This is a genomic window from Magnetospirillum moscoviense, assembly GCF_001650635.1.
GTDB lineage: Bacteria > Pseudomonadota > Alphaproteobacteria > Rhodospirillales > Magnetospirillaceae > Magnetospirillum > Magnetospirillum moscoviense.
In genome coordinates, this window is the sequence record NZ_LWQU01000168.1 from 1 (window position 1) to 17,405 (window position 17,405).

Annotated in this window: 15 protein-coding genes, 1 tRNA gene and 1 pseudogene; 9 read left to right on the top strand and 8 right to left on the bottom strand. The window is 67.2% G+C overall.

The window, feature by feature from the left end; translation table 11 throughout:
• The 5 genes and pseudogenes from A6A05_RS15930 to A6A05_RS15950 all read right to left on the bottom strand — a co-directional run.
• A pseudogene (locus tag A6A05_RS15930) lies at positions 1 to 217 on the bottom strand (transposase); the annotation flags it as partial.
• An 11-nt stretch (positions 218 to 228) separates the two neighbouring features.
• Positions 229 to 528, bottom strand: a complete 300-nt coding sequence (locus tag A6A05_RS15935) for a hypothetical protein (RefSeq protein WP_068503487.1) — start codon at positions 526 to 528, stop codon at positions 229 to 231.
• An 87-nt stretch (positions 529 to 615) separates the two neighbouring features.
• Entirely contained in the window at positions 616 to 1,080 is a 465-nt protein-coding gene (locus A6A05_RS15940) for a thermonuclease family protein (RefSeq protein ID WP_068503490.1), read from the bottom strand.
• Positions 1,077 to 2,174 (bottom strand): hypothetical protein, encoded by a 1,098-nt coding sequence (locus tag A6A05_RS15945; protein ID WP_156521104.1) that lies wholly within the window; start codon positions 2,172 to 2,174, stop codon positions 1,077 to 1,079. The genes A6A05_RS15940 and A6A05_RS15945 overlap by 4 nt, the downstream gene beginning before the upstream one ends.
• 331 nt (positions 2,175 to 2,505) lie before the next feature.
• Positions 2,506 to 2,582: transfer RNA gene (locus tag A6A05_RS15950), tRNA-Arg, on the bottom strand.
• Positions 2,583 to 2,724: 142 nt separating this feature from the next.
• Between A6A05_RS15950 and A6A05_RS15955 the strand changes: the two genes are divergently transcribed.
• Complete coding sequence (locus A6A05_RS15955; protein ID WP_068503496.1) at positions 2,725 to 2,925, top strand: hypothetical protein; 201 nt, start codon at positions 2,725 to 2,727, stop codon at positions 2,923 to 2,925.
• Here the strand turns inward: A6A05_RS15955 and A6A05_RS15960 are convergent.
• The gene (locus A6A05_RS15960) at positions 2,922 to 3,365 is read right to left on the bottom strand and encodes an FxsA family protein (protein WP_068503499.1); all 444 of its coding nucleotides are present in this window, start codon (positions 3,363 to 3,365) and stop codon (positions 2,922 to 2,924) included. The genes A6A05_RS15955 and A6A05_RS15960 overlap by 4 nt on opposite strands.
• Before the next feature lie 60 nt (positions 3,366 to 3,425).
• On the opposite strand from A6A05_RS15960, the gene A6A05_RS15965 reads away from it, so the two are divergent.
• Complete coding sequence (locus A6A05_RS15965) at positions 3,426 to 4,097, top strand: Tim44/TimA family putative adaptor protein (protein ID WP_068503501.1); 672 nt, start codon at positions 3,426 to 3,428, stop codon at positions 4,095 to 4,097.
• On the top strand, positions 4,094 to 5,272 hold the full coding sequence (mltA, locus tag A6A05_RS15970; RefSeq protein WP_245644321.1) for a murein transglycosylase A: 1,179 nt from the start codon (positions 4,094 to 4,096) through the stop codon (positions 5,270 to 5,272). The genes A6A05_RS15965 and mltA overlap by 4 nt, the downstream gene beginning before the upstream one ends.
• Before the next feature lie 245 nt (positions 5,273 to 5,517).
• On the opposite strand, the gene A6A05_RS15975 is transcribed toward mltA, so the two are convergent.
• Both A6A05_RS15975 and mutS read right to left on the bottom strand, forming a co-directional pair.
• Positions 5,518 to 8,277 (bottom strand): [protein-PII] uridylyltransferase, encoded by a 2,760-nt coding sequence (locus A6A05_RS15975; RefSeq protein ID WP_068503504.1) that lies wholly within the window; start codon positions 8,275 to 8,277, stop codon positions 5,518 to 5,520.
• A gap of 200 nt (positions 8,278 to 8,477) precedes the next feature.
• The gene (gene mutS, locus A6A05_RS15980; RefSeq protein WP_068503537.1) at positions 8,478 to 11,093 is read right to left on the bottom strand and encodes a DNA mismatch repair protein MutS; all 2,616 of its coding nucleotides are present in this window, start codon (positions 11,091 to 11,093) and stop codon (positions 8,478 to 8,480) included.
• A gap of 174 nt (positions 11,094 to 11,267) precedes the next feature.
• Here mutS and A6A05_RS15985 point away from each other — a divergent pair, with 174 nt between their 5' ends.
• From A6A05_RS15985 to A6A05_RS16010, 6 genes are all read left to right on the top strand, one after another.
• Complete coding sequence (locus A6A05_RS15985) at positions 11,268 to 11,771, top strand: hypothetical protein (protein ID WP_068503507.1); 504 nt, start codon at positions 11,268 to 11,270, stop codon at positions 11,769 to 11,771.
• 3 nt (positions 11,772 to 11,774) lie between these two features.
• Complete coding sequence (locus A6A05_RS15990; protein ID WP_068503510.1) at positions 11,775 to 14,027, top strand: NADP-dependent malic enzyme; 2,253 nt, start codon at positions 11,775 to 11,777, stop codon at positions 14,025 to 14,027.
• 78 nt (positions 14,028 to 14,105) lie between these two features.
• On the top strand, positions 14,106 to 15,506 hold the full coding sequence (locus A6A05_RS15995) for an ATP-binding protein (protein ID WP_068503513.1): 1,401 nt from the start codon (positions 14,106 to 14,108) through the stop codon (positions 15,504 to 15,506).
• A gap of 40 nt (positions 15,507 to 15,546) precedes the next feature.
• Complete coding sequence (locus A6A05_RS16000; RefSeq protein ID WP_068503516.1) at positions 15,547 to 16,071, top strand: hypothetical protein; 525 nt, start codon at positions 15,547 to 15,549, stop codon at positions 16,069 to 16,071.
• A complete protein-coding gene (locus A6A05_RS16005) occupies positions 16,068 to 16,640 on the top strand; it encodes a Smr/MutS family protein (RefSeq protein WP_068503529.1) in 573 nt (190 codons plus the stop codon). Before A6A05_RS16000 ends, A6A05_RS16005 begins: the two co-directional genes overlap by 4 nt.
• Positions 16,641 to 16,857: 217 nt before the next feature.
• Complete coding sequence (locus A6A05_RS16010; RefSeq protein WP_068503531.1) at positions 16,858 to 17,208, top strand: helix-turn-helix domain-containing protein; 351 nt, start codon at positions 16,858 to 16,860, stop codon at positions 17,206 to 17,208.
• Positions 17,209 to 17,405: the final 197 nt, after the last annotated feature.

Genomic DNA, 17,405 nt, shown 5'->3' on the forward strand with positions numbered 1-17,405 from the left:
CGGCCTCGGGCACCTCCAGTTCGGCGGTCACCGTCAACGGCGTGTTGGACTTGAAGCGGGTGACGATGCGGCATCCCGCCGCGCCCATCTTCGCCCACCAGCCATAATCATAGTAGCCGAGATCGAAGACGTAGGTGGCCCCGGCCTCTATGGGCATGGTCTGGGCCGCGGTGATGTCGTTGATCTTGGCCGCCGTCACCGCCGCATACACGGGTTGCGAAACAAGGCTCATGGCTTGATCCTTTCACCCTGGACGGTACGGCGGAAGCTGGCGGCGAGTTGCAGGCTCGTGGCCGCGTCGGCGGGGCGCCCATCCAGGCGGGCCTGGCGGGCAGCACCGATCTGATAGCGGGCATAGGCCAGAAAGGCGGCCTGGTGCATGGCCTGCAGCGCGGGATTGCGCCAGTGATCGTAGACCTGGCCGTTGCGCGTGAATTGCCAGGCTTCATTGCTGTCGATCTTGGGAATGTTGAGCCGGCGGCCCTTGCCCTTTTCGAACCGGCGCTGAGGCTTCTGATGGATGGTCATGACGAACCTCCTTGACGGGTTGGACGATGCACCTGGTGAACGGCGCACCTTTTCCTCGTCGTGGAATCGGGGGTAGCTTCTTGGCCGTCATCTCGGCTGCCCCTGGCCGCACCAGCCCTGCTTCCGCCCGCCTTCATACGGTTGAGCCAGGCCGGCGCCGATCACCTGGCCGGCCAAGTCGCGGCCATCCTCCAGGGTGATTGTGGCCAGCAGGCGGCCGTAGCGGTCCCGGCCGATGTCGGACAGCAGGACCAGGCTGCCTCGCGGCAACAAGGTTCGGATGAAGGCGGCGGCCTCGGCCGACCTCACCCGTTCAGCCTCGCATCTGGCGCGATCGCCCTTCTCGGGGGTGTCGAAATGGCGTGCCCGCACCGGCTCGCCGGCGGGGGCGCCGGCATGGCCGACCTGGTAGGTGTCGCCATCTATCACCCACAAAATACGACCGGGTGTCTGTTGCGGCGAAGCCATTGAAAGGACAGAGAAAAGTCTGACGGCTAAACCGGCGAACGCGGCAATCACGATGATCTTGATCATAAACTTGCCGAGCTTCATGGCCGATCTCCCCCCTTGGAGGATGGCCAGCGGCTGGACGCGGCCAGCCCCGGCGCCCGCCGCGAAGCGCGGATCGCCTGCAAGGTCGCCTCGGGGGCCGGGGCCTGGCGCCGGTTCCGCCCCAGGATGCCGGACAGATACTGGCCACCGCTTTCCCGTATCTTGCCGCCCCGCCGCATGATCCCGGTTTCCACCACCGCCAAGGCGGCGGTCAGGCCAAACCGCGCCCGCCAGGTCCGCCACACCTGGGGCCACAGCGTCGGGGCATAGGTTCGCTGCAGGCGGTCGGCGATCGCCATCAGCTCGGCGGCGGTCTCTGGTGGCGGTTCGTCCGGGGCGATATCGGGCAGGAAGGTTCTGGCCAGGTCGAGGGCCAACGCTTCATCCACGCTCGGTGTCGCCGCGTCTGGTTTGGCCGGATTTGCCACCTCGGTCCTGCCGAGCGACATACATACCTCCCCTGATTGGGGGGAGGTCGGCGCCTGCAGGGCGACGGGAGGGCGCCGGCCAGGCGTCCGCTTTATCGACTTTCCGGGGGCCAATGAGGGGGATGTATGGGGTTGTTGATTTTCAACACCCCCGGAGGGTGCGCAATCTTTTGTACCCTCCCCCCTTCGCGCCCACAACATGCGGGCCGTCTCGCGTAAAATCCCTTTCAGGCGATAGCTGTTGGCTTCGTTGCGGGCATAGCCCAGTCGATTTTCGGTGACTTCCAGCAGCCCCAAGTCCCGCAGCTTGGTCTCTGCCGCCCGCTGGGTCGAAGGCCGCACGCCAGCACGGTTCTCCAATTCGGAGCGGTAGGCGTCGAAACAGCCGCTGCCGCCACCCAGATACAGCAGCACATCGATCAGGCAGGCCTCGGCGTCGGTCCAGGCCCATTGCGTCTGCAGCTTCCACGGCCAACGGGCGCGGGCATGGGCCGCCCGCCGTTGCTGGACCATTCGCCGCGATGGTCCGCGCCGGCGGGACGTCACCACCACCGGCGGCGCCGTCTCGATCTTCTCCTGGTATCGGTCGAGGCTCAGCCCGACCAAGCCCGGCGCGGCCTTGCGCCGACTTTCCGCCACCGCCGCAGCAAGGGCTGCCTTCATCATTTCACGCGCACTCGGCCTCACGGCCGTAGGTGTTGTGTCAAACGTCATCGCTCCTCCTTTCGGAGGGCGTGGGGATCACGACAGGAAAAAGGACAAGCCGGCCCGGCCGGAAAACACACGGTTTTCCGTTGACACTGCCACCTGCCACACGCTAAGAAAGTCGCTGCCAAGCAGAATTTCTTAGACGTGCAGCAGGTCGCTATCCCACTGGGTTAGCGGCCTTTTTGCTTTTTAAGTCATGGGGTTCCCTCGCCTTCTCCCTTGCAAGCGTAACCTTGCGGACACCATGCGGTTGTGGTATCACAACCGATGATTCGGCGGGTGAAAGTGTTGGCGTCCCGGAAGGGATTCGAACCCCTGACCTACGGTTTAGGAAACCGTTGCTCTATCCTGCTGAGCTACCGGGACGCAGCCGTCACGCGGGCGGATGCGGGGCTTATAACACCGCCGCCCGTGGCGGACAAACATTGAAACTTTGGCTCTTGCCTGGCGACGGCGCTTGGGGCATGGTCCGCGGCCCTGTTTCACACCCGCAGAAAGGAGCAGCACCATGAGCGGCTTTCGCAGCCACGCCGGCCAGCATTCCGACCGCATGCCGATCAAGCGGTCGCTGGACGAGAAGAAGCGCCTGTTGGTGCAGTTGAAGGAACAGCAGGCGGCGATGAAGCCGTGGGTGGCCGACACCGTCAAATCATCGCTGGCCAAGCGCATCGCCGACCTGGAAGCCGAGCTGAAGGGCGCCCGCGCTTAAGAATCCAGCCGCTTGGGCTCGGGCGCATCGACCACGGTATATTCGCCGTCGATGACCGACGGCCCCGGGGCCGCACCAGGATGGGCCATCACCAGCCGCTTGGCCAGCCACAGCCGGATCAGGGCGCGGACCGGCGGCAGGATCAGCAAGATGGCCAGCATGTCGCTTAGGAAGCCCGGCAGCACCAACAAGCCACCGGCCAGCGACAGGCACAGGCCGTCGAACAATTCCGCCACCGGCATCTGGCCCTGCCCCAGCTGATCTTGCACCCGGCTCATGGTGATCAGGCCCTGCGCCCGCACCAACGCCAGGCCGGCAATGCCGGCGCCCAACGCCAGCAGAATGGTCGCAATGCCGCCAATCAGGTCGACCGCCTGGACGAACAAGGTGATCTCGATCACCGGAACGGCGATCACGGCCAAAATCAACAGCCAAGCCATGCTTGCTCTTTGCCCTTCCCCGGCTTATCTAGGGTCCAGCATTGACGAGACGCGGATCCCATGACTGACGGCTTTCAAGCGATTGATATCATCTTTTTCGCCGTCGTGGCGGTATTCCTGGTGCTGCGCCTGCGTAGCGTGCTGGGCCGGCGCACCGGCACCGAGCGTGAGCCGCCGCGCGACTGGCAGGCCCCGCCCGAGACGGTACCCGACAACGTGATCGACCTGGCCCAGGCCCGCAAGCCCGCCGTCGAGCCGCTGCCGGAAGGCCCCCTGGCCCCCGGAACCGCCGCCATCCGAAGCGTCGATCCGTCCTTTTCGCTGGACAATTTCCTGCTGGGGGCCCGTGCCGCCTTCGAAATGATCGTCGAGGCCTTTGCCGCCGGCGACAAGCAGGGTTTGCGGCCATTGCTGGCCGACGCCGTTTTCCAGTCCTTCGCCGCCGCCATCGACGAGCGCGACCGCGCCGGCCAGACCCTGACCACCGAATTGATGGGCATCCGCAAGGTCGAACCGGTCGAGGTTCGGCTGGACGGTTCGGTCGCGGCGGTGACCGTGCGTTTCGTGTCCGAGCAGATCAACGTGCTGAAGGATGGCGGCGGCAAGGTGATCGATGGTGATCCGCAGCGGATGACCGACGTCACCGACGAATGGACCTTCCGCCGCGACACCCGTTCGAAGGACCCCAATTGGCATCTGGCGGCGACCCGGTCGCCCGACGAGGCCCGGTGAGTCTGCGCCGGGGCCTGGCCTGGGCGGTTGTGGCGCTGGCCCTGGTCGGCTGCGCCCCGCAGCCGGTCCGCACCCCGCCGCCTTTGCCGCCGGCCCCCGGTCCGGCTCCCGGCCCCGACCGGCTGGGGCTGATCCCCGCCCGCTTCGACGAACTGCCCGGCTGGCGCGAGGATGCGCTGGCCCAGGCGCTGCCGGCGCTGACCCGCACCTGCGACCGCCTGATGCGCCAGCCGCCGGAAAAATCCATCGGCGCCGACGGCATGGGCGGCACCGCTGCCGACTGGCACGGCCCGTGTGCCGCCGCCCGCCGGCTGCCGGCCCACGATCACGAGACGACACGCACCTTCTTCGAGGGCTGGTTCGCCCCCTATCTGGTCACCAACAACGGCTCGGCCGAGGGCCTGTTCACCGGCTATTTCGAGCCGGAGCTGCCCGCGTCGCGCACCCGCTCGGCCCGTTTCAGCGTGCCGCTCTACGGCAAGCCCAAGGATCTGGTGGTCAAGGGCGATCAGATCGGGCGGGTGGTCGGCGGCCAACTGGCACCCTATCCGACCCGGGCCGAGATCGAGGCCGGCGCGCTGGGCAACCTGGCCCCGGTGATCGCCTGGCTGGACGATGCCGTCGATGCCCACATCCTGCATATCCAGGGATCGGGACGTTTGCGGCTGGAAGACGGCACGGTGCTGCGCCTGGGGGTGGCGGGAACCAACGGCCACAAATTCGTCGGCATCGGCCGCCTGATGCGCGAGCGCGGCCTGCTGGACGACGTGTCGATGCCGTCGATCCGTGCCTGGCTGAAGGCCAATCCGACCAAGGCCAGGGCATTGATGGCGGAAAATCCGCGCTATGTGTTCTATCGCCTGCAGGAAGGCGACGGGCCGGTCGGCTCGGAAGGGGTGGCGCTGACGCCGGAACGCTCGCTGGCGGTCGATCCGCGTTTCATCCCGCTGGGCGTGCCGATCTTTCTCGACACCGTCGAGCCGTCGGGGCGGGCATTGCGCCGGCTGGTGATGGCGCAAGACACCGGCGGTGCCATCAAGGGGCCGATTCGCGGCGATTTCTTCTGGGGACCCGGCGAGGGCGCCTTCGAAAAGGCCGGCCGCATGAAAAGCGCCGGGCGTTATTGGGTGATCCTGCCGCGCAGCCGCAGCCCGCGCGTTGCCATGATGGACTGATCGGGGAAAAGTCCCTCGGCTTCGCCTCGGTGTACTTTCCCCCGGTGATTTATAAGGAGAAAAATAGGCTTGGGGCGGCCCTGCGCCTATTTTTCACGTCTTGCCGCCACTTGGTGGCGAGCCTTTGCTCGCCACCAAGTGGGAACCAACTGAAACCCGCGCGGAAAGCTTGCTTGAGCACGGGTTTGCCACGCCCGAATCGGGGAAAAGTACACTGAGCGAAGCGAAGGACTTTTCCCCGCCCTCTATTGCGCCGCCTCGCGGCTGGCCGGGTCTTCCAATGCCTTCAGCAAGGTGTCGCGCATCTGGTCGAGCTTGCGGCCATGCTCGACCTTCAGGCCGAACACGTCCTTGACGTAGAACACATCGACCACCCGCTCGCCATAGGTCGAGATGTGGGCCGAGGCGATCTGCAGGCCCAGTTGGGTCATCGCCGCCGTCAGGTCGTACAACAGACCGGGGCGGTCGCGGCCATTGACCTCGATCAGCGTGAAGTTCGACGAGGCCGAATTGTCGGTCATCACCCTGGGCGGCACCTTGAACACCGCCGTCCGGGTCGGCAGCTTGCCCTTGCGGGCGGCCAGCTCGCGGTCAAGCCGCATGCGGCCCGACAGCACCTGCTCGACCGCCGCCGACAATTTGGCCAGCTTGGCCGGATTGTTGAACGGCCCGCCCTCGGAATCCTGGATCCAGAAGGTGTCCAGCGCCATGCCGTTGGCCATGGTCACGATCTTGGCATCGACGATGTTGGCCCCCGACACCGCCATGGCGCCGGCAATCTGCGAGAACAGACCGGGATGGTCGCTGGTATAGACGGTAATTTCGGTCACGGAACGGAACGCATCGACCCGGGAATCGACGGTCAGCGGCGCCTTGGTGGCTTCGGCCTCGCGCACCAGGCGGGCGTGGCGAAGATGGGTGGCGGTGTCGAAGCTGGTCCAATAGGTGGGATAGCCGCGCGCCAGATGGGCTTCGATGTCGGACCCGGTCCAGCCCTGCTTGGTCAATTCGGCGGTCACCGTCCTATGGGCGGCCTGGACGCGGTATTCGCGGGCCTCGGCCAGGCCGCCCAGCATCATGTCCTGGGCGCGGTGGAACAATTCGCGCAGCAAGCCGCCCTTCCAGCCGTTCCACACCGTCGGGCCGACGGCGCGGATGTCGGCCACGGTCAGGCACAGCAGCAGGCGCAGCCGTTCCGGGCTTTGCACCTTGGCGACGAAGTCGGCGATGGTCTTGGGGTCGTCGATGTCGCGCTTGAAGGCGATGCGGCTCATGGTCAGGTGCTCGCGCACCAGCCAGGCCACCGTCTCGGTTTCCTCGTCGCTTAGGCCGAAGCGCGGCCCCAGTTTCAGGGCCACGTCGGCGCCCAGCACCGAATGGTCGCCGTTCCTGCCCTTGGCGATGTCGTGCAGCAGCACCGACATATACAGTGCATCGCGTGAGGCGATCTTGTGGATCACCTCGGACGAGGCCGGCACTTCCTCGACCAGCTCGCCGCGTTCGATGGCGTGCAGGATGCCGATGGCCTGCACCGTGTGCTCGTCGACGGTGTAGACATGGTACATGTCGTACTGCATCTGGGCGACCACCCGGCCGAAATCGGGGATGAACCTGCCCAGAACGCCCGATTCGTTCATCAGCCGCAGCGCCACCTCGGGATTCTTGCGACTGGTCAGGATCGACATGAACAGGCGGTTGGCTTCCGGGTCGGCCCGCAAGGCAGCATTGATGCGCTTGAGATTGCGGTGGAGCAGATCCAGCGCCTTGGGATGGATATCGACTCCGTGCTCCAGCGCGGTATGGAACAGGCGGATCATCGCCACCGGTTCGGTGGCGAACTGATCGTCGGCAACCACCGTCAGCCGGTCGCCGTCCAACTTGAAGCCGGCGATGTTGGCGCGCTTCAGGAACAGCAATTGGCCCAGGCGGATCTTCGGCTTTCTTTTTTGCTGTTCCTCGGCCAGGGCGCAGAACAGCCGGGTCAGGTCGCCGACATCCTTGGCGACCAGGAAGAAATGCTTCATGAAGCGCTCGACGCCGCGGCTGCCCGCACGGTCGGCGTAATTCATGCGCTGGGCGATTTCCGGCTGCACGTCGAAGGTCAGGCGATCCTCGGCCCGGCCGGTCAGGTAATGCAGGTGGCAGCGCACCGTCCACAGGAAGCCCTGGGCCTTGGCGAAGCGGCGCCAGGCATCCTTGGAGATCACCCCGGTCTCGGCCAGTTCGGCGACGTCGGCGACGCGGTAGAGATACTTGGCCAGCCAGTAAAGGGTGTGGAGATCGCGCAGGCCCCCCTTGCCTTCCTTGACGTTGGGTTCCAGCACATAGCGGGTGTCGCCCATCTGCTCGTGGCGGCTGTCGCGCTCGGCCAGCTTGCTTTCGACGAATTCCTCGCCGCTGCCGGAAATGACATCGGATGCGTAACGAGCCTTCAATTCCTTGAAAAGCGGCTGATCGCCCCAAATCCAGCGCATTTCCAGCAACGCGGTGCGGATGGTCAGGTCGCCCTTGGCCAGGCGCACGCATTCATCGGCCGAGCGGGTGCTTTGCCCGACCTTCAGACCCATGTCCCACAGCATGTACAGGATGTATTCGACGATCTGCTCGTGCCAGGGGGTGCGCTTGTAGGGGGTCAGGAACAACAGGTCGATGTCGGATTGCGGCGACAGCTCGCCCCGGCCATAGCCGCCGACGGCGACCAGGCTCATCGCCTCGCCGGCGGTGCGGATAGAATGGGGAAATTCGTGGGCGGCGGCGAAATCGTGGATGACACGGATTAGCTGGTCGATCAGGAAGCAATTCTCGCGCACCGTCTGGGTGCCGTCGCCATGCTTGTCGAAGCGGGTCCGCACCTCGGCCCGGCCGGCATTCAGCACTTCCTTGAAGATTTCCAGGACCTTGGAACGACGCTTGACCTTGGACAGGTCGGACGCCGCCAAGTCGTTCAGGCGACCGATCAGGGCGCGGCGGTCGACGATGGCGCGTTGGCGGACGATCTTGTTCATGAAAAGGGGTACCGGACCGGCGAAAGGGAAGGCGGATTATAGGCCTTGATTTCCCTGGCTTTCCACTCGTTTTGGAACTGCTTGAAGCTTGTGCAGCCCTGCCTATTCGCTGAGCTTTCCCAGCCGGCGCACCAGCCACCACACCAGGGCCAGCGGCAGGCCGATCTCGATGGCCAGCAGGCCGATATTGACCAGCACGCTCATCGCTCGGCTAGGCCCTTCAGCTCGTAGATCAGGTCCAGGGCCTGACGCGGCGTCAGCTCGTCGGCATTGATCGCCCCCAACCGGGCCGCCAGCGGCGACGGGCCGGTGGCGACCACGTCCGCTGGCCTCGGCTTGGCCAGGGCGGCGAACAGCGGCAGATCGTCGGCCAGGCGGGCGACGGCGCCGCCCTGCTCGCCCTTTTCCAGCGCGCTTAAGACCTGCTCGGCGCGGGCGACCACGGCGGCCGGCAGCCCGGCCAGGCGGGCGACATGGATGCCGTAGGAACGGTCGGCGGCACCAGCGGCCACCTCGTGCAGGAACACCACGTCGCCCTGCCATTCCTTGACCCGCATCTGGTGACAGGACAATTGCCCCAGCCGGGCCGCCAGCCGGGTCAGTTCGTGGTAATGGGTGGCGAACAAGGCGCGGCAGCGGTTGCTTTCATGCAGCCCCTCGACCACCGCCCAGGCGATGGACAGGCCGTCGAAGGTGGCGGTGCCGCGCCCGATCTCGTCCAGGATCACCAGGGCGCGCGGACCGGACTGGTTCAAGATGGCCGCCGTCTCGACCATTTCGACCATGAAGGTGGACCGCCCACGGGCCAGATCGTCGGCGGCGCCGACCCGCGAGAACAGCCGATCGACGATGCCGATATGGGCGCTGGCCGCCGGCACGAAGGCGCCCATCTGGGCCAGGATCGCCATCAGGGCGTTCTGGCGCAGGAAGGTCGATTTACCGGCCATGTTGGGACCGGTGACCAGCCACAGGCGATGGCCGTCGGACAGGTCGCAATCATTGGCGACGAAGGCGCCGGAATGGGTGGCGGCCAAGGCCGCCTCGACCACCGGGTGGCGGCCGGCCTCGATATGGAAGGCCAGGCTGTCATCGACCACCGGCCGGCACCAATTGCCCTCGGCGGCCAGTTCGCCCAGGGCGGCGGCGACGTCCAGCTCGGCCAGGCCGCGCGCTGCCTTCGCGATCGGGTCGGACCGGTCCAGCACCGCAGTCACCAATTGGCCGAACAGCTCGCCTTCCAGGGCCAGCATGCGGTCGGCGGCGCTGGAAATCTTGCCGGCCAGCTCGATCAGCTCGGTGGTGGTGTAGCGCGCCGCATTGGCCATGGTCTGGCGGTGGATGAAACGCTCGTCCAGCTTGTCGGCCTGCTTGGACGGCACCTCGATATGGTGGCCGATGATGTTGTTGTGGCGAATCTTCAGCGCCGACACGCCTGTTTCGTCTGCGTAACGACGCTCCAAACGGGCCAGAAGGCCAAAGCCTTCCTTGCGCAGCACCGCCAGTTCGTCAAGGCCGGGGTGATAATCGGGGCGGATGAAGCCGCCATCCTTGGCGGCCAGCGGCAGCTCGTCGGCCAGGGCGCGGGTCAATTGATCGACCAGGCCCGAATGCTCGCCCAGGGCATGGGCGGCCTCGGCCAGTGCCGGGGCCAGGGAATCGATGCCGTTGGCGGCCAGGCCGGCCCGCAGGGTCGGGATCTGGCCCAGGGCGTCCCTGATGGCGGCCAGGTCGCGCGGGCCGCCCCGGCCCAGCGACAGGCGCGACAGCGCGCGTTCGATGTCGGGGCAGCGCTTGAGGTCGTGGCGCAGGGTCTCGCGGACCGACGACTGATCGACGAAGAAGGCCACCGCGTCCAGGCGCCGCTCGATCGCCGCCGGGTCAGTCAGCGGCGCCGCCAGACGCGCCGCCAGCAAGCGCGCCCCGGCCCCGGTCACGGTGCGGTCGATGGTCGCCAACAGCGAGCCCTTGCGCTCGCCGGTCAAGGTCGTCGCCAGTTCCAGATTGCGCCGGGTGGCGGCGTCGATGTCCATCACCGCGCCCTCGGCCAGGCGCTTGGGATGGGCCAGCAACGGCAATTTGCCCTTCTGGGTCAGCTCGACATAATCGACCAGGGCGCCGGCGGCGGCCAGCTCGGCCCGGTTGAAGGCGCCGAACCCGTCAAGTGCCCCGACCCCATACAGGGCTTCCAGCCGGCGGCGGGCATTTTCGGAATCGAAACGAACCGACGGCAGCGGCGTCATCACCGCCTTCCAGTCGCTCCAGACATCGGCCAGCGCGGCTTCGGTCAGCAGGCGGTCGGGCACCAGCAGCTCGCCGGGGGACAGCCGGGCCAGACCGGCGCCCAGACGGCCGCACTCCAGGGCCTGCACCATCAATTCGCCGGTCGAGACATCGACCCAGGCCAGGCCCATCTGTCCTTGCGCCTGGGCCACCGCCGCCAGGTAATTATGGGCACGCGCATCCAGCAGATTGTCCTCGGTCAGGGTGCCGGCGGTGACCAGGCGGATGACGTCGCGCGCCACCACCGACTTCGAGCCGCGTTTCTTGGCCTCGGCCGGGTCCTCGGTCTGCTCGCAGATGGCGACGCGAAAGCCGGCGCGGACCAGGCGCGACAGATACATCTCGTAGGACCGGACCGGCACCCCGCACATCGGGATGTCCTCGCCCAGGTGCTTGCCGCGCTTGGTCAGCGCGATGTCCAGCGCGGCCGCCGCAAGGCCTGCATCCTCGAAGAACAATTCATAGAAATCGCCCATGCGATAGAACAGCAGGCAATCGGGATTGGCCCGCTTGATGGCCAGGTATTGGGCCATCATCGGGGTCAGTTCGGCGGCCTCGGGCGAAGCGGTCACGGGGGTCGGTCCTTCAGCGAAACGGAAAGCTGGGCCACACGGTAGCACGACCAGCCGAAGCTGCAAGCCGCCCCTTTGCAGGTGCTGCCGGTTGGCGCACAATGGCCTTTGACAAACGACAAGAACAGGACCCCCGCCATGGAAGCCAACGACACCCACGCCCCCACCGCCCGCGAAGTCGTCGGTACCTTCGCCACCCGCGACTCCTTCGAGGCGGCGGTCGCGGCCCTGCAGCAGGCCGGATTCGCCCGCTCGGCGTTGTCGGTGCTGTCGTCGCACGATTCCCTGGAGCTGGTGCAGGGCCACCACGCCAAGCCGTGGCGCGAGGCGCTGGTCGCGCTGGCCGGCGAGATCAAGTACGAAGGCCCGCTGGTGGCCGCCGGCCTGATCGCCCTGGCCGCGGGTCCGGTCGGGGCCGCGCTGGCGGCACTGGTCGCGGCCGGCGTCGGCGGCGTCGCCGCCAAGGAATTCCTGGACGAGATTTCCGCCGTGCCCGATTCGGCCGATTTCGCCCGCGCCCTGGAAGCGGGCAGCATCATCTTGTGGGTTCTGGTCGCCGACCAATTGGAAGAGGAAAAGGCCAAGCGCGCCCTGGACGGCGTCGGCGCGGCCAACCTGCACACCGTCCACCGCAAAGGATAGGCCATGAGTGATCTGGAACGCGAGGCGCTGTTGATGCACGCCTCGGGGCGGCCCGGCAAGATCGAGGTCACCCCCACCAAGCCGATGACCACCCAGCGCGACCTGTCGCTGGCCTATTCCCCCGGGGTGGCGTTCCCCTGTCTGCACATCGCCCGCGATCCGTCGCTGGCCTATGACTACACCGCCAAGGGCAATCTGGTGGCGGTGATTTCCAACGGCACCGCCGTGCTGGGTCTGGGCGACCTGGGCGCCCTGGCCGGCAAGCCGGTGATGGAAGGCAAGGCGGTGCTGTTCAAGCGCTTCGCCGACGTCGATGCCATCGACCTGGAAGTCGACACCAAGGACGTCGAGGAATTCATCAATTGCGTCCGCTTCCTGGGGCCGACCTTCGGCGGCATCAACCTGGAAGACATCAAGGCGCCGGAATGCTTCATCATCGAAAGCCGCCTGCGCGAGATGATGGACATCCCCGTCTTCCACGACGACCAGCACGGCACCGCCATCATCGCCACCGCCGGCCTGATGAACGCCCTGGACCTGACCGGGCGCACCCTGGGTGAGGTCAAGGTGGTGGTCAACGGCGCCGGTGCCGCGGCCATCGCCTGCGTCGAGCTGATCAAGGCGGTCGGCGTGCGCCACGAGAACGTCACCTTGTGCGACACCAAGGGGGTGATCTGGCAGGGTCGCACCGAGGGCATGAACCAGTGGAAGTCGGCCCATGCGGTGCCGACCCAGGCCCGCACCCTGACCGAGGCGATGAAGGGCGCCGACGTGTTCATGGGATTGTCGGTCAAGGGCGCCGTCACACCCGAAATGATCGCCGAGATGGCGCCGCGGCCGATCATCTTCGCCATGGCCAACCCCGATCCCGAGATCACCCCGGAAGAGGTGAAAGCGGTGCGCTCGGACGCCATCGTCGCCACCGGACGGTCGGATTACCCCAACCAGATCAACAATGTGCTGGGCTTTCCCTATATCTTCCGCGGCGCCCTGGACGTGCGGGCCAGAACCATCAACGAGGCCATGAAGATCGCCGCCGCTCGGGCCATCGCCCGGCTGGCGCGGGAAGACGTCCCCGACGAGGTCGATGCCGCCTATGCCGGCCGCCGGCTTCGTTACGGACCCGAATATATCATCCCGGTCCCATTCGACCCGCGTCTGATCGCCGCCATCCCGCTGGCGGTGGCCGAAGCGGCGATGGCCTCGGGCGTGGCCAGGAAGCCGATCGTCGATATCGAGGCCTACCGCAAGCAATTGTCGGCCCGGCTGGACCCGACGGCGGCCAGCCTGCAGGTGATCGCCGAGAAGGTGCGCGCCAATCCCTGCCGCATGGTGTTCGCCGAGGGCGAGGAGGAAAAGACCATCCGCGCCGCCCTGGCCTTCCGCAATGCCGGCTACGGCACCCCGGTCCTGTTGGGCCGCGAGGACAAGATCGCCGAGACCATGAAGCGCATCGGCCTGTCGGCGGCCGACGACCTGGAGATCGTCAACGCCCGAATCTCGCCCCGGCGCGAGCATTACATCGACGTGCTTTACCGCCGCCTGCAACGCAAGGGGCACCTGCTGCGCGACGTCCAGCGCCTGGTCAACCAGGAACGCAACGTCTTCGGCGCCCTGATGGTGGCCGAGGGCGACGCCCACGCCATGATCACCGGCATTACCCGCAATTACTGGCAGGCCTTCGACGACATCAAGCGGGTGATCGACCCGGCCGAGGGCGAGGTGCTGATGGGGCTGAACATGGTGGTGGCGCGCGGGCGCACCGTGTTCATGGCCGACACCACCGTCCACGAGACCCCCACCGCCGAACAGATCGCCGACATCGCCACCCAGGCGGCGGCCAAGGTGCGCAAGCTGGGCTATGAGCCGCGCGTCGCACTTTTGTCGTTTTCGACCTTCGGCAATCCGGCCAGCCATCCGACCGGCCGGGTGCGCCAGGCGGTCGAGATCCTGGACCGTCGCGGCGCCGACTTCGAATATGACGGCGAAATGGGCGCCGACGTCGCCCTGGACCCGGAATTGCTGTCGCATTTCCCGTTCTGCCGCCTGAAGGGGCCGGCCAACGTGCTGGTCATGCCCGGCCTGCATTCGGCCAACATCTCGTCGAAGCTGGTGCAGAAGCTGGGCGGCGGCACGGTGATCGGACCGATCCTGACCGGCCTGTCGCGACCGATCCAGATCAGTTCGATGGACGCCTCGGCCAACGACATCGTCAACATGGCGGTGCTGGCCTGCTATGACGCCATCGGCCGCTGACGGTCTTCATCAAGCCGTCATGGGACAGATGGAGTCTGGCCGGCTAAACTGGCCTGTCCACCAGAACCAGAGATTTCAATGAGCGCACCCGCCTTCGCCACCCCCCGCCTGTTGCGTCGGGCCGTCGTGCTGACCATGCCGGCCGCCGCCATCCTGGCCTTGATGGTGATGGTGCAGGGCCTGCACGTGCTGGTGGCCGGCGGCTTGTGGCTGTGCGCCGTCGCCGTGGTCGCCCTGATGATCCGCCGGACGCTTCGCGACGCCGCCCGGCTGTCCTTGTGGGCGCGCAACCTGGCCGCCGGCGGCGAGGCGCCGGCCCCCGACCTGACCCCGGAAAGCGCCGCCGAGGAGATCGCCTCGTCGGTGGCCCAATTGCGCCGGGCCTGGCAGGACCGCCAGGGCGAACTGGCGGCCCTGGCCCGCTGGAACGACAATCTGTTCGAGCTGCTGCCCGACGCCCTGGTCCTGTTGGACGAGGAAAGAAGGGTGGTCCGCGTCAACGCCCAGGCCCTGGCCCTGTTCGGCCGCGACCTGTCGGGCCGCGACCTGGCCGCCGTGCTGCGTACCCCCCAGGTGCTGGACGCCGCCGACAAGGTGCTGGCCGGCGGCCCGGCCGAGGGCGGCTCGTTCGATCTGGTGGTGCCGCTGGAGCAGTCGTTCCGCTTTCGCATCGACCCCCTGGGGCGGTCGCCGGCCAGCACGGCGGTGGCGGTGATGACGCTGACCGACCTCACCGCCATCAAGCGGATGGAGCGCATGCGCGCCGATTTCGTCGCCAATGCCAGCCACGAACTGCGCACGCCGCTGGCGACCCTTTTGGGGTTCATCGACACCTTGCGCGGGCCGGCCAAGGACGATGCCGAGGCCCACGAACGCTTCCTGGCCATCATGCACGAGCAGGGCTCGCGCATGGCCCGGCTGATCGACGATTTGCTCAGCCTGTCGCGCATCGAGGCCGACGAGCACACCGTCCCGGCGACGGTGGTCGATCTGGCCCGCATCGTCCAGGGCGGCGCCGACGCGCTGGCGCCGCTGGCCCAGGCCAAGAACGCCCGCATCCTGGTCAATCTGGCGCAGGAATCGTGCATGGTGCGCGGCCAGGCCGACCAGCTGGCCCAGGTGGTGCAGAACCTGTTGGACAACGCCGTCAAATACGGCCGGCCGGGCGGCACCGTCACCGTCACCCTGGGTCCGGCCGACCGGGTGCCCGATCAGGCGCCGGCCGCGCTGCGGTCGGGGCCGGCGGTGGTGCTGGCGGTCGAGGATCAGGGCGAAGGCATCGGGCGCGAGCATCTGCCGCGCCTGACCGAGCGTTTCTACCGGGTCGACGGGGCCAGGTCGCGGGCCCTGGGCGGCACCGGGCTGGGCCTGGCCATCGTCAAGCACATCGTCAACCGTCATCGCGGCCATCTGGCCATCGAGTCGGTCGAAGGCCGCGGCTCGACCTTCTCGGTGACGCTGACGCTGGCGTCGTCGTGAAGGACTTGCCAGCCGCGCGTTCCCGACGCATCCTCGGCGCATGAGCGAATTGATGGCCGCATGGCGGGCGAAGAAGGCCCAGGAAGAAGCTGATCTGCATGAACGGCTGCGCGCCGCCGTGCTGACCCGTCAGGTCGAGATCTATACCGACCAGCGCATGCTGGATTTCCAGGGCTCGCCCGTCCACAATTCGTGGGACCACATCGTGCCGCTGATGGCTCTGATGCTGCTGGCGCTGGCGATCTTGCTGGCCACCGGCGTCGCCATCGGCATCGTCGCCATGACCATCGGGGCGCTGATCCACCTGTTGGGGATCAAATATTTCATCGCCTGGCGCATCCGCGCGCGCACGACCCTCTATGTGCTGCAAAGCGCCGCCCACTGGAACCAGATCTGGACCATGGGCGGCATGGCCATCCTGTTTCGCGGCGGCGCCGAGCCGCCGTGCTATGCCCCGCGCGGCGACTGGCGCAAGTTCGTGCGCCGCACCCTTTACGATTTCACCCATCCGGCCCCGGCCGAAATACCCGAAGGCGACCCCGAGCCCGAGATCCTGCCGCCATGACCGGCCAGGGCGCCGCCCATCGGCCGCGCCGCCGCGCCGTCACCCCCGACGAGGCCCGCATCTGGCACGCCGTCACCCGCGATGTCGCCCCGCTGCCCGGGCGCGAGGCGGTGGTGATCGAGGAATCCGTCGCGGCCACGGCCGAACCGCCACCGCCGGCCCCGCCGCCATCCTTTCGCCCCACCGCCGCCCCGCCGGTCAAGACCAAGACCGTCCTGGCCCCGCTCAGCCCGGCCCAGGCGCCGGCCGGATTGGACCGGCGCAGCGCGGAACGCATGAAGAAGGGGGAAATGGAGATCGAGGGCCGCCTGGACCTGCACGGCATGACCCAGGATTTGGCCCATGCCCACCTGTCCGCCTTCGTCACCCGGGCGTGGGAATCCGGCAAGCGTTGCGTGCTGGTGATCACCGGCAAGGGCGGCCGCACCGGCCCCGGCGTACTGCGCCGCGAGGTGCCGCGCTGGCTGAACCAGGCGCCCTTGCGCGAACGCATCATCGGCATCGCTCAGGCCCGCCAGAAGGATGGCGGCGACGGCGCCCTTTACGTCTTGATCCGGCGGCGGCGATGATACCGGCCGGCGCTTCACCTAAGCCGTTTGTGCCGGCGGCCGGTATCTTGCGCCCATTGAGGGCGCGGCCGTGCCGCCCCAGCGGGGCGAAACGACGCCCGTCAGGGCGGCCCGAGCCTTGGCGAGGGTGGGCTTCGCCCACAAGGGCGCGGATGCGCCCGCCCGGCGAGGGCAAACATAAAGAAAGGCCGGCCGTCCCTTTCAAGAGACGGCCGGCATGACCCCTTTTGGTGAAAGGGTGCGCCGGCTGCGCCAGGCCAAGGGGTTGCAATTGAAGGAAATGGCGGCGCAGCTGGGCGTGTCGGCGCCCTATCTGTCGGCCCTGGAGCACGGCCATCGCGGCCGGCCGGCGCCCGGCCTGATCATGCAGATCGCCGGGCTGCTGGGCTGCATCTGGGACGAGGCGGAGGAATTGAAGCGCCTCGCCGAATTGTCGCACCCGCGCGTCACCATCGACACCGCCGGGCTGTCGCCGGCCCGCACCGAACTGGCCAACCGCCTGGCCGAGACCATCGCCACCCTGCCCGAAGACAAGGTGGCGACAGTGCTGGAGCTGCTGAAGGATTAGGGTGCGGAAAAACGCCGACATGGCACCTTAACACCCATTTCCGTCATGCCCGGACCTGATCCACTGCTGTCCGGTTTAATTTAGTGGACTGAGTGCACGGCGTTGATTCTACTCGTGTTCATACCGGCGAACCTACGAAATGACCTGCTGGACCCAGGGCTGATAGCAGAGGCTTTTGACCCTGTCGCTGTCGGCGA

What these genes read in the sequence shown, in the direction of transcription:
- A6A05_RS15935 (WP_068503487.1), bottom strand. Translation starts at nt 528, where the DNA reads ATGACCATCCATCAGAAGCCTCAGCGCCGGTTCGAAAAGGGCAAGGGC.
- A6A05_RS15940 (WP_068503490.1), bottom strand. Translation starts at nt 1,080, where the DNA reads ATGAAGCTCGGCAAGTTTATGATCAAGATCATCGTGATTGCCGCGTTC.
- A6A05_RS15945 (WP_156521104.1), bottom strand. Translation starts at nt 2,174, where the DNA reads ATGATGAAGGCAGCCCTTGCTGCGGCGGTGGCGGAAAGTCGGCGCAAG.
- A6A05_RS15955 (WP_068503496.1), top strand. Translation starts at nt 2,725, where the DNA reads ATGAGCGGCTTTCGCAGCCACGCCGGCCAGCATTCCGACCGCATGCCG.
- A6A05_RS15960 (WP_068503499.1), bottom strand. Translation starts at nt 3,365, where the DNA reads ATGGCTTGGCTGTTGATTTTGGCCGTGATCGCCGTTCCGGTGATCGAG.
- A6A05_RS15965 (WP_068503501.1), top strand. Translation starts at nt 3,426, where the DNA reads ATGACTGACGGCTTTCAAGCGATTGATATCATCTTTTTCGCCGTCGTG.
- A6A05_RS15975 (WP_068503504.1), bottom strand. Translation starts at nt 8,277, where the DNA reads ATGAACAAGATCGTCCGCCAACGCGCCATCGTCGACCGCCGCGCCCTG.
- mutS (WP_068503537.1), bottom strand. Translation starts at nt 11,093, where the DNA reads ATGATGGCCCAATACCTGGCCATCAAGCGGGCCAATCCCGATTGCCTG.
- A6A05_RS15985 (WP_068503507.1), top strand. Translation starts at nt 11,268, where the DNA reads ATGGAAGCCAACGACACCCACGCCCCCACCGCCCGCGAAGTCGTCGGT.
- A6A05_RS15990 (WP_068503510.1), top strand. Translation starts at nt 11,775, where the DNA reads ATGAGTGATCTGGAACGCGAGGCGCTGTTGATGCACGCCTCGGGGCGG.
- A6A05_RS15995 (WP_068503513.1), top strand. Translation starts at nt 14,106, where the DNA reads ATGAGCGCACCCGCCTTCGCCACCCCCCGCCTGTTGCGTCGGGCCGTC.
- A6A05_RS16000 (WP_068503516.1), top strand. Translation starts at nt 15,547, where the DNA reads ATGAGCGAATTGATGGCCGCATGGCGGGCGAAGAAGGCCCAGGAAGAA.
- A6A05_RS16005 (WP_068503529.1), top strand. Translation starts at nt 16,068, where the DNA reads ATGACCGGCCAGGGCGCCGCCCATCGGCCGCGCCGCCGCGCCGTCACC.
- A6A05_RS16010 (WP_068503531.1), top strand. Translation starts at nt 16,858, where the DNA reads ATGACCCCTTTTGGTGAAAGGGTGCGCCGGCTGCGCCAGGCCAAGGGG.